Source organism: Thermodesulforhabdaceae bacterium, assembly GCA_037482015.1.
Lineage (GTDB): Bacteria > Desulfobacterota > Syntrophobacteria > Syntrophobacterales > Thermodesulforhabdaceae > JAOACS01.
Genome location: JBBFKT010000007.1, coordinates 48,434 through 60,287 on the forward strand (window position 1 = coordinate 48,434; position 11,854 = coordinate 60,287).

12 protein-coding genes are annotated in these 11,854 nt (G+C 43.5%); 2 read left to right on the top strand and 10 right to left on the bottom strand.

Annotated features, from left to right (window positions below):
• Window positions 1-2 precede the first annotated feature (2 nt).
• Window positions 3-707 (top strand): ABC transporter ATP-binding protein, encoded by a 705-nt coding sequence (locus WHS38_08965; GenBank protein ID MEJ5301102.1) that lies wholly within the window; start codon window positions 3-5, stop codon window positions 705-707.
• Between the two features lie 6 nt (window positions 708-713).
• Here the strand turns inward: WHS38_08965 and WHS38_08970 are convergent, their stop codons facing one another.
• From WHS38_08970 to tpx, 10 genes are all read right to left on the bottom strand, one after another.
• Entirely contained in the window at window positions 714-1,865 is a 1,152-nt protein-coding gene (locus tag WHS38_08970) for an ABC transporter permease (GenBank protein ID MEJ5301103.1), read from the bottom strand.
• 19 nt (window positions 1,866-1,884) lie between these two features.
• Window positions 1,885-3,039, bottom strand: coding sequence for an ABC transporter permease (locus WHS38_08975; protein MEJ5301104.1), 1,155 nt, complete (start codon window positions 3,037-3,039; stop codon window positions 1,885-1,887).
• Window positions 3,040-3,087: 48 nt separating this feature from the next.
• A complete protein-coding gene (locus WHS38_08980) occupies window positions 3,088-5,073 on the bottom strand; it encodes an ATP-binding cassette domain-containing protein (protein MEJ5301105.1) in 1,986 nt (661 codons plus the stop codon).
• On the bottom strand, window positions 5,067-6,179 hold the full coding sequence (locus WHS38_08985) for an efflux RND transporter periplasmic adaptor subunit (protein MEJ5301106.1): 1,113 nt from the start codon (window positions 6,177-6,179) through the stop codon (window positions 5,067-5,069). Before WHS38_08985 ends, WHS38_08980 begins: the two co-directional genes overlap by 7 nt.
• Window positions 6,180-6,579: 400 nt before the next feature.
• Window positions 6,580-7,023, bottom strand: coding sequence for a flavodoxin domain-containing protein (locus WHS38_08990; GenBank protein ID MEJ5301107.1), 444 nt, complete (start codon window positions 7,021-7,023; stop codon window positions 6,580-6,582).
• 3 nt (window positions 7,024-7,026) lie between these two features.
• Entirely contained in the window at window positions 7,027-7,218 is a 192-nt protein-coding gene (locus tag WHS38_08995; GenBank protein MEJ5301108.1) for a hypothetical protein, read from the bottom strand.
• A gap of 30 nt (window positions 7,219-7,248) precedes the next feature.
• The gene (locus WHS38_09000) at window positions 7,249-7,782 is read right to left on the bottom strand and encodes a hypothetical protein (GenBank protein MEJ5301109.1); all 534 of its coding nucleotides are present in this window, start codon (window positions 7,780-7,782) and stop codon (window positions 7,249-7,251) included.
• Window positions 7,783-7,858: 76 nt separating this feature from the next.
• A complete protein-coding gene (locus WHS38_09005) occupies window positions 7,859-8,395 on the bottom strand; it encodes a ferritin (GenBank protein ID MEJ5301110.1) in 537 nt (178 codons plus the stop codon).
• A 4-nt stretch (window positions 8,396-8,399) separates the two neighbouring features.
• Window positions 8,400-8,783, bottom strand: a complete 384-nt coding sequence (locus WHS38_09010) for a desulfoferrodoxin (protein MEJ5301111.1) — start codon at window positions 8,781-8,783, stop codon at window positions 8,400-8,402.
• 31 nt (window positions 8,784-8,814) lie between these two features.
• Window positions 8,815-9,333 (bottom strand): thiol peroxidase, encoded by a 519-nt coding sequence (tpx, locus tag WHS38_09015; GenBank protein ID MEJ5301112.1) that lies wholly within the window; start codon window positions 9,331-9,333, stop codon window positions 8,815-8,817.
• A 345-nt stretch (window positions 9,334-9,678) separates the two neighbouring features.
• On the opposite strand from tpx, the gene WHS38_09020 reads away from it, so the two are divergent.
• Window positions 9,679-11,829, top strand: coding sequence for a TRAP transporter fused permease subunit (locus tag WHS38_09020; protein MEJ5301113.1), 2,151 nt, complete (start codon window positions 9,679-9,681; stop codon window positions 11,827-11,829).
• The last annotated feature ends 25 nt before the right edge of the window (window positions 11,830-11,854 follow it).

The window sequence follows — 11,854 nt, forward strand, 5'->3', positions numbered from 1 at the left end:
TGCTGCTAAAAATAGAAGAGCTGGTGGTCAAATACGGGCATATTGAAGCGCTTCACGGTATTGACCTTTACGTTGAAGAAGGCGAAATAGTGGCAATTCTTGGAGCCAACGGAGCAGGAAAGTCAACAACTCTTCTTACCATAAGCGGTCTTTTACGTCCGGCGAAGGGATCTATCTTCTTCAAAGACATCCCGATTCATAAGCTTCCAGCCCACGACATTGTTCGGCTTGGCATTGCTCAGGTTCCCGAAGGAAGACGAATCTTCGGAACGCTTACCGTGCGAGAAAACCTGTTACTCGGAGCTATCACCCAGAAAAACAAATCAAAAATTACCGATATGGAACAGCGTATTTACAAACTGTTTCCCATTCTCGAAGAGCGTCGCTCCCAGCTTGCAGGCACTCTAAGCGGTGGTGAACAACAGATGCTGGCTATTGGTAGAGCTCTTATGAGTAACCCAAAACTGCTTCTTCTGGATGAACCAAGTCTTGGTCTTGCTCCTCTCCTGGTAAAAAGTATATTCCAAACCATAAAGGAGATAAACCAGGAGGGTGTAACGGTGCTTCTTGTTGAACAGAACGCTCGAGCGGCTCTAACTATTGCTCACCGAGGCTACATCATGGAAACGGGCCGCATTGTGCTCACCGACGGTGCGAAAGCTCTGTTAGCTAATCCCGATGTAAAAAGAGCTTACCTGGGAGGCTAGGTTTTCTTACCTAAACTGACGTCTAAACCTGTAAGCTCCAAAAACGAAAGATATGGATCCAAGCAAAGAAAGTCCTAAAAAGGAATCCCACAAGGCACCAAAACCTGCGCCTCTAAGCAAAATCCCGTAGCTCATTTCAATGAAGTAATAAAGCGGTGATAGATGAATTGCTCTACGGAGCCATACCGGCATGGCTTCCGGTGGAGTCCACGCACCCGAAAGCAACACCACGGGCATAGCAACTACAAGAACTAACATCGCCACTTGAGCCAGATTTCTGGTAAAGGTTGATATAAAAAGCCCCATTCCGGAAACTGCCACAGTGTAAAGAGCTACAGTTAGAAAGAAAAAACCGAGGTTGCCCTTAACGGGTATGCCAAAAACGCCTTTTATGACTCCAAAAAGAGAAAAGGCTGTGCCGACAATAACAACAAGAGTCATTGAAACAACCTTTGGAATCATGATCTGAGCCGGAGTAAGCGGGGATACAAGAAGCTGTTCAATGGTGCCTCGTTCTTTCTCCCGCACCGCTGCAGCAGCAGGAAGCATAAGACCAAGGATGGTAATTACGGTAAGAAGTTCCGAAATAGGCAAAAACCAGAAGTCTTCCTGATTCGGGTTATACCAGACTCTAACACGCACATCCACTCGTGGAACAGTTTCCAGTTTATCAGGATGAAACTTTATTCTCTCCAGCGCTCTATCCAGCCCATATTCACCAATAATCCGACCGGCATAATTTGAAGCGAGAGTTCCAATTACGGTATTGCTTCCATCCACCATCACCTGAACATCTACAGTCCTTCCAGATCTTAAATCCCGCATGAAGTTTTCTGGAATGTCGAGCAAAACTATCGCCTCATTTCGATCGAGCATCCATATGCCTTCTCGCTCATCGAAAACTTCACCACCAAGCTTAAAATAGGGATATCGGAAGTTAGCAATGAGTTCCCGTGATACTTCACTGTGGTCTGCATCACGCACAATAAGAGTAGCTCTGTGAAGTTCAAGATGAACATTACCACTGAGCCAAATATCAAGAGTGAACATGTAAACTATAGCAATAATCAAAAAACCATCTCGAGAAAGCTGGAGCAATTCCTTAAGCGTAAGTGACCATAGCCTTATCCACCAGAGCTTAAATTCTTCACCTAACATATATAGCTTAATCCCCGTTTTACGATTTAGGTCGCTTAGAAAAAAGCATAAAACTTATCGCCCACAAAATAGCGGCATAAATTGCCAGAGCAACCACTTTTCCCCACAGTTCCTTTATGCCTACACCTTTGAGGAAGCTACCGAGGGCAATATCGGTAAAATACATTGCCGGGAAAAGATGAGCTTGAAACTGCCCCATTGGCTCCATTGAAGAAATAGGAATAAGAAGCCCTGAATACAACACGGCCGGAACAACAGTTAAAACTACAGTTATCATCATTGCGGCAACTTGAGTTCGAACCATGACAGAAACCAGAAGTCCGATACCAGTTGTGCATACGACATACACAACGGATGCGAAGAAAAAGAAAATCGGATCACCTTTAAAGGGTGCACCAAAGAGAAAAACCGACAAAGCCCACAGTATGAGACTGTTTATAGTGGAGATAATTACATAGGGCGTAAGTTTTCCCAGAAGAAATTCGGTCCGAGTTACGGTTGAACAATAGATGTTATAAATAGACCCGCTTTCCTTTTCTCTCACAATACCCATTGCGGTTAAAAAAGGTGGAGAAACCATTAGCACAAACATAATCATAACGGCGGCAACAGACCATGTGCTACGAAGTTCCTGATTATAAAGGTAGCGAAGTTGTATATTTACAGGCTGAGCCAGCTTCTCTGCCTGATCCGGAGGAATTCCCACATGCTTTGAAAAATAGTCCGTAAGAAGCTCTCCGTTGAAAGCTGTATTCATAGCCAGCACATATCCCTTGCTGGTAGTAGCCCTGAAGGGAAAGACACCGTCTATTAAACTTTGAACCGTTACGGACCGCCCCGCTCTTAAATCTCGTTCAAAATTGGGTGGAATAATTAAAGCAAAACGAATTTGGCTTCTTTCAAAAAGGGATCTAAGCTTCTGTTCATGTTCTACTTCGCCCTTAAAATTGAAATACCGTGATCCTATAAACCTGTAAGCATAATCACGGCTTAAAGGCGTTTTATCGTAATCTACCACGCAAAAAGGGATGTTTTCCACATCAAGAATCAAGCCGTAACCGAAAACAAGAAGCATCACAGTGGGAACAACAAAGGCAAGAGCAAGAAAAAACCGGTCACGAACGATTTCTCTCCATTCTTTATGAGCTATAGCTAAGATGCGTTCAATGTTCACAGTGCTACCTCTTCTGACATAGCACAACCGGCATAAAGCAAATTTTTGTTAGTTACCACGTTCAAGTTCGGTAATTCTAAATACAAAAACATCCTCAAGAGTTGGAGTTTGCAGAGTAACACTGATAGGTCCAAAATCATTACACAGTTTCTTTATGCGCTCCATCTCCCGCTCTACATCTCTAGCAAACAGATGGATTCGATCCCCAAAAATTGTAGATTTGGGATAAAACGGGCGAAGAATTTTTATGGTTTTACCGGGATCACGGGAATAAACAACAAGAAGCTCTCCTTCTCGCCTTCTCAGTTCATCTTTAAGAGCCGCCGGTGAATCATTAGCTACAATTCTCCCGGCATGCATCAAAGCTAATCGGTCGCAATGCTCTGCTTCGCTCATATAATGAGTTGTAATGAGCACAGCCACACCTTCGATGCGAGCAAGATAAGTCAGAATATCCCAAAAGCGACGCCTTCCAAGAGGATCAACGCCAGAGGTTGGTTCATCTAAAAAGAGAATTTTCGGAGAATGAACTATGGCGCAGGCAAGAGCAAGCCTCTGGCGAATGCCCATAGGAAGCTTACCCGCAAGATCGCGTTCATATTCCCTAAGACCTGTAAGTTCAATAACTTCAGGAATGCGATTCTTTGCCTTCTGCCCCGTAACACCGTAAATACCAGAAAACAAGCGTATATTCTCAGCAACTGTGAGGTCCTGATAAAGGGAAAAGGACTGGGAGACGTAACCGATCCGTTCTTTAATAGCTTTACCAGCTCGACGCATGTCAGCTCCAGCAACCTTTCCTTCGCCTGCGGTGGGAGGAAGAATGCCTGTCAGCATCTTTATAAGAGTGGTTTTGCCAGCTCCATTGGCACCAAGCAATCCGAAAATTTCTCCTTGATGAACAGCAAAGCTCGCTTTATCAACAGCGCGGAAAGTTCCAAAATCCTTTGTGAGTTCTCTGGCTTCAATAACAGCTTCTTTATGCAGCGTCCCCGTCTCGCCAAATCTATTAAAAGAATTTTTAACCGTCTGAGCATTACTGCCTGCCATCTTATCATCAAAAGACTTATCGTTTCGGTCTGCCTGTTCCAGCCTTAGCATAGATACAAAAACATCTTCGAGAGTGGGATCGGTTTCTTCCACGCTATCAATCTTCATACCTTCCAGCGCTTTTATTACCTGCTCTCGAGGATCAACACCGTCTTTTGCTTTATCAATAAAGATTCTAAGGCGATCTCCAACGCTATCCACCTGAGGAAAAAGAGGACGCAATCTGTCGAGAGCTTCCATCTGATCCAGAGTAACTACCTCGACAACCTTTCCCGGAGCAAATGAAAGCACAGTCTCTGGATCACCACTTCCGAGTATCCGTCCTCCATACATAAACGCCAGTCTTTGAAATCTCTCGGCTTCATCAAGATAAGCCGTAGAAACAACTGCTGTAATGCCACGAATATATACAAGTTCGGAAAGGATTTCCCAGAAGTCGCGACGTGATACAGGATCGACTCCAGTAGTGGGTTCATCAAGAATTATAAGGTCGGGTTCGTGGATAAGGGTGCAGATGAGCCCAAGTTTTTGCTTCATGCCTCCAGAAAGATATTTCATAGGGCGGTCTGTAAAACGATCAAGCCTGGTCATAGCAAGAAGTTTTTTCTTACGATCAGCAAGTTCCTGCCCTTTTACGCCTCTAACTCTTGCGAAAAAGTCAATATTTTCTTCCACCGAAAGTTCGGCATAAAGATTCAATCCCAGTCCCTGCGGCATAAAACCAATGCGATGCTTGATCAGTTCTGCAGAAGCTTCCGAATTCACAGGCACATCAAAAACTCTAATAATGCCTTCGTCATAGGAAAGCACGCCCGCTATGGCTTTCATAAGAGTGCTCTTCCCTGCCCCGTCAGGACCAATCAATCCAAAAATCTCACCCTTGTGCACCTCAAGGCTCACATTCTCAACAGCCCTGTAACGGCGGTATCTTTTGCTAACTCCGTCAACTTTAACAACAACAGAGTTATTCAGTGAGGTTACCATCGCGGTTTTGCCCAGGGTGCGTCATCCTTCCATTTAATAACTGCATCGGCAGGAAGGCCAGGTGTAAGACAATGATTGGGGTTTTCATCCAGATAAAGCCTCACGGCAAAGACGAGTTTTACGCGCTCATCAGGCGTCTGAACCTCTTTAGGGGTAAACTGAGCCCGAGACGCAATATAACGGACTGTAGCTGTAAAAAAGGTATCGGGAAAAGCATCAGTGTAAATCCGAGCAGGCAATCCAAGGCGGACTTTACCAATATCTTTTTCAGGAACATAAACCTGCAAATACAGTCGATCCAGATTTACTATGTCAAAAATAGGTGCTCCAGCAGTTATCACTTCGCCTACATCAACCATACGTGTGGTGACAACTCCCGACGTGGGCGCTCGGATAGTCATATCATTCAGAGTTGCTTCGGCTTCCCGAAGAGATGCTTTTGCTTGAGCCAACTGAGCAGAAAGAGCCTCTATTTCAGCTTCTTTTGCTTTAATCCTATCGTGGCCAAGCATAGCTTGAGCTAGTTGTTTTTCAGCGGCTTTCACAGCTTCTTCGGCGGATCGCAGTTGATTTATAGCAACTCGACGGGCAAGATCAGCCTGTTCGTATTTGCGTTTATCAATTGCTCCCGCATTAAAAAGTCGTTCCAATCTCTCGGCATCTCGTTCAGCCTGTTCGCTCTGGCTTTGAGCAGATGAGCGATTAGCTTTAGCCTGAGCTAAAGCAGCTCGAGCAGTTTCGATGGCTAGAGGCACGTCCTTTTTAAGAACGTCCAGAGCAAGACGAGCAGTCTTCAGTTGAGCTTCCAGAGTCAAAACAGCTTCCCTGGCCTGATCTACTTTTGCCGAAATTTGAGCATCATCCAGCCTGGCAACAACCTGACCTTCTTTAACAGAATCGCCTTCCCGGACAAGAAGTTCTATCACTTTACCAGGGACTTTGCTTGAAACTGTAAATCGATCGCCTTCTATGCGCCCGTTTGCCTGAATAAGCCCTTCAGGAAGGTCAAAACGGTTAAAACGAACAAACCACAAAATCACAGCAACCAAAACCGCAGCTGCGACAATCGATATTACCAGCGAAGCTTTAGAAATGCGCGTCCCCATTCTTGTTTGTCCTCCTGATTGAACCCAACAAATCCCAATCCGTAATGACAATGGTCAGCCAAATCAAACATTGAAGAATATAGCACATTATGCGAGATCGAGAAAACCGCCACAACCAGAATTTAGAAAAGGTGTAAATATGCGAAGCCCCGGCATTTAAAACGCCAGGGCTTTTCATAGTGATTTGCTAGGCAATCAAGTTATTTTGAATACAATGAGCATTTGGTGAAATCAACAGGTTTCCCACATTTAGAACACTTGCGAGGCTTATCAAATTCGTCCGAAAAGATTTCTATCTCCTCATCGCATTCCGGACATCGGCATAAAAAAGATTGAAGATTTTTAAATTGTTCAAAGCCAGGGCAATGTTTTGGGGTTGTTGTCATAGCTCTACTCCTTTTTAACTCATGACCTTCTTGGCTATTTCTTTACCATAGGCTTGAGCCATCTGTATTCCACCACCAAGGTCTGCTGATTTTAGTCGCAAACCATCACTAACCATGTTCATCTTAAGCACGTGGAGCATGGTGTTATAGATTCGATCGATAGCCTCACCGCTCCAGCCAAAAGCACCAAAAGCGCCGCCAACTTTTCCCTCAACGCCGATGGACTCGAGTTTGAAAAGAAGCGTCTTTATAGACTGAACCATTTCTCCATGATAGGTGGGAGAACCGATAACTATAGCATCATATTCCTTAGGATTATCCTTTTCAGGATCAAAATCATTAACGTTAACAACTTTCGCCTCAACACCGCCAAATCTGATACCTTCTGCTATGAGTTCAGCAATCCTTTGAGTCTGGTTAGTTCTGGTTGCGTAAATAATAAGAGCTTTCTTGCTCATGATTTATTTCTCCTCTACTTCCTCGACATGTTCGACCTTAGCGGCGTGCTTTGTGCCACACATAGGGCAAAGAACTTCAATTTCCTCCTCGGGTCCTATGTATTTTTCTCGCAGTTTTTCGGGACCTAAAAAGCTCACATCCCCACAGGCACACTGCGGACACTGCCCTCTTACTTTGTAACGTTTCTTGCTCATGTAACCACCTCCTTTAGTTTTTGCGTAAATTCAGGCTCCATCGAGCCCTCCTCGACCTTTTTCCATCAACCATCCCTGAGGATCTTCGTAATAAAACTTCAAATCAGCGAGCAGTCTCAGATGTTCTTTCTCTTCGGCAATGAATGCCTCTATAAAGTTTTTCTCATCTTCGTCCTGAGCAATTTCAAGCTGTTTTTTGAACAGAGCTATGGCCTTTTCCTCAAGTTCACGACCAGTATCTAAAGGAAGCTTCACGGATCCACACTCAATATTGCCGGCCTTTTTGTGATGCTGTCGAACTTTTTGAAGAATCGCATCAGCAATCGAAACACGTTCCGGGATATAGCGACAGGCACTGCTCCACTGATTGGTTTTGGAGAGTTCTTCCTGAGCAGACTTCAGCCTCTCAATATCGCGAATTTCGGCTTCTTTAAGAACTTCAAGAATGTCGCGACCAACGGAATCATCACATTTCTTAGCCCAATCTTCATAAAATTTTGCCTTTTTTTCTTTAAGCTCCAGAATATCGCAGAAAAAACTCTCTAAATGTTGTTTAAGACTCATTGCTTTACTCTCCTGATCAGATTCCCTGCAGGAAGCTTTCTGCATAAACTTCCTGCAGGGTAAAATTCAAAGGGTGTTAATCTTTAGATGGTCTGAGATTTACTATGGTGGTTCCAGGAGGAAGGGTGAATGTCCGCTGAGCCAGTTCGCGATCTAACATAAAAAGGCCATGGCTACCTTCTACAAACCGAACCTTATTGAGGACATCGGCGGCACTGGCTTCTTCTTCAACCTGTTCAGCCACAAACCACTGAAGGAAATTATTGGTAGCGTGGTCTTTTTCTTCAATAGCCTGATCTACAAGTCTGTGGATCCGTTCTGTAACATGTCGCTCATGTTCAGCCACATGCTCAAAAACGGCTGTAACTGACTGCCATTCAGTTGGAGGACCATCAATAGGCTGAAGATCAACCTTAGCTCCTCGCTCGTTGATATACGAATAAAACTTCATCGCATGGGAAAGTTCTTCCAGAGCCTGCACCTCCATCCATCGGGCGAATCCCTCAAGTCCTTTGCTTTTTAAGTAAGTTGCCATGGAGAGGTAGAGGTAGGAAGAATACAATTCCCATTTAACTTGATCGTTAAGGGCTTTGGTCATTTTTTCAGAAAGCATCGTATCACACCTCGGCTTTCCAGAGTCCGTGGAGGTTGCAATATTCTCTCAAGGTATATTTCCCCGGTGGCAAACAAAAGACCGCTTCTGGAGCATCGCCGGGTTTAAGAAATTGTTTATAAGCCTTGCCTTGTTCATCAATCACTTCGATCCACTCAATATAGTGCTTTTCTTCCATCGGATGAGCTACACTTCCGACTTTGACCTTGAGCCCTTCCGTTACCTGTTCAGCAACCGGCACATGCTTTTCCTTTGAGGCATCCACGGTGTTCTCAACAAACAGCTTCATGGGCTGTCCGCAGCAAACCAGTTCACCTTTGCCACCGTGTAACACTTCAACGATGTTCCCGCAAACTTCACATTTGTAAACCTGGAGCTTCTCTGCCATTTTTTACCTCCTTATTTTTCAGTGGTTCTAATTAGACACAGGCTCTGGCAGCCGCCAAAGCTGCTTCATAATTTGGTTCGTGACTGACTTCTGGAACGAGTTCTCTGTATTTTATAATCCCATCACGCGAGATTACGAATACAGCACGAGCAAGGAGTCTCAAATCTTTTATAAGCACGCCGTAATTTTTGCCAAAAGAAGCAGAACGATGGTCAGAAAGGGTTATCACCTGAGCCGATTCAGGATCAATACCTGCTGCTCCACACCATCTCTTTTGGGCAAAAGGAAGGTCCATGCTGATGATTAGAACTTTAACATCCTTTCCTAGTTTGGTAACTTCTTCATTGAATTTTCGTCCCTCGATATCACAAACGGGCGTATCAAGTGATGGAACGGATGCAATAACCAGGACTTGTCCAAGAAAATTATCAAGGCTAACCGATGATAAATCCGTTTTAACCACTTCGAAATTTGGTGCTTTTTGTCCCACATCCACCGGTGTTCCCTCTAACTCAAAAGGTGCTCCTCTAACCGTAACAACAAATCCCATTGTTTCCTCCCTTTTCTGATTTAACCAAACCGATTTTTCCCTCAGCAATTTTTAACTAAAAATAATTTTCATGTAGGAATTTTCAAGTCATTGTGAAGAGATTAGCAAAATGACCACGACTTTAACAGCACAACAAAAACCTTGACAAAATCCGGGATGAAATGTTAAGTATTGTTTTGTAAAATAATGTTTCATTTAGTAAAACACCAAATCAGATTAATTGTCGTTCGATCTTCGCTCTTTGGCTTTATCTTTCTCAAGTTTTCATTTCTCTGCAAGGTCAATTTTCAAAAGCTCTCCACTAGCTGGTTCTCAATGGCTGACATGCAGAAGGAGGGAAAACACATGGACTTTGATTCAGGGCTTGAAATCCAAACTAAGGGCTTCGGACGAGTTATCTGGAAGATTTTAACCACTGTGCTGGTTTTAGCAAGTATCTACAGCATTTATGTTGTAATTCATCCGCATACGCCCTTATCAAAACTACGAATTTCTGTTCTGGACATTACTCAACTTCAGAGAGCTACTCACGTTTTTCTTTTGCTTATCTCTGGTTTCCTGCTTTCATCACTCCACCCTTATCCTTCGCCCCCTTCTGCAGGAACGTTTATTTTTTTATTATTCGCTCTAGTTCCCATAGCGGCTCTATATAAACTAAAGATCTCTTTTACAATCAAGATTATGTGCCTCTTAATATGGCTATTAATCATGATGCCTTTGTTTTTTCCAAAATCTAGAAGGGGTATCGATTTCCTGGTAGCGACCCTTATGATCATTCCATATATCTATGAAATTAAGATGTTCGAAGATCTAATAATGAGAGCCATGTTTCCAGAACCCCTGGATATTTTTATGTCCTTTACAATGTTTATAGGGCTCTTAGGATTGGTATATAGATTAACCGGTCCGGTGCTTCCCTGTTTGGTGCTTTTCTTTCTCTTTTACAATCTTTATGGAGAAATCTTCCCCAAAATACTTTCCCATCCCCCTTTTGATTTCGATCTCCTGCTAGGAAAAATCTACTGTGAGACAGAAGCTGGTCTTTTTGGACTTATTACAGGTGTATCTTCCAAATACCTCGTTTACTTCACTATACTTGGTGGCATAGTTGGAGCTCTTAGAATTGGTCGTCTAATTGCTAATCTTGCGTCTGTAGTGGTAGGTAAAGGGCGGGATGCTCCAGGTAAAGTAACAATTGTAGCCAGTATATTTATGGGAATGTTCAGTGGATCCGGTGCTGCAGATACTCAATTCGTAAGCACTATAGCAAAGCCTCTGTATGAGCAAGCTGGTTATAACAAACATATTGCTGCAGGAATTTCCGCTACAGCGGGCACCATAGCTATGGTAACGCCCCCAGTGCTAGGATCAATGGCATTCATCATGGTAGAAATTCTTTCCATTCCTTATTCCTGGGTATGCATCATGGCTTTAGGTCCTATGATTTTATACCTCGTGGCCATCTGGAGCTATAACCGCTATTATGCAATCTGCCAAAACCTAAAAATGATAGAAACAGGAGAAACTCTAACTTACAAATATTTTCTGGGATACATTCATATTTTCTTGCCCATAATTTTGATAATTGTGATGATCTTTTTAGGATACCCGGTAAACATCGGCGTAGTTATAGCCACCGCAACTTTTATAATTATAGCTTACATCGACAGACGAATTGAACGCCCAAATTTGCAAATAATCATAAACGGTTTAGCCACCGGTTTTCGTGCATTATTACCAATAGGCACTGCCGTCGTTGCCGCAAATGTTATTATGACGCTTATGGTAATTACGGGTCTTCCTAGCAAGTTCTCACTTTTGCTTGGTCATATAGCCGGACAAAACCTTTTTATTGCCACATTATTCGCGGCAACTTTCAGTCTCATTCTGGGCATGGGTGTTCCTCCTACAGCAACATATGTTATAGCTTCATCCCTTACCGCTCCCGCCATCTGCCAAATAGCCATAGCAAATGGGATCCCTGGAGAAGCCGCTCTTCTTGCAACTCATATGTTTATCATGTATTATGCAATTCTGGCTGATGTAACTCCTCCAGTGGCACTTTCCGCTTATGCATCTGCTAGCGTCTTTGGAACCCATCCTCTTACTACTGGCGTTTACGCCGCTAGAGTAGCTATTCCCAAATACATAGTAGGCTTTTCATTCATTCTCTCATTCTATGGAACAGCTCTACTTATTGTGCCCGTATGGAAGGTGAGTTCAGGGCAAGAGGCTTTGATGTTAAGCCTGGGAAGGTTCATATTTGCAATAGGTGGAAGCTGGATTTTGTCTATGGCAACGGCTGGTTACGCTTTCAGACACTTAAACAACAAAGAACGATGGATACTTGGTATACTTTCTCTCGGACTATTCTGGCCTAGCTGGAGTTTTAATTTAATAGCAGCTATGGGTATAGCTTTATTATTCTTCGCCTTTAAGAAAACCAAAGGGGGTGAAAGATTGGAACAAACGAGCGAATATGGAAGCAAGGGTTAGCCAGGACTCAGGGTAAAAAATGTTG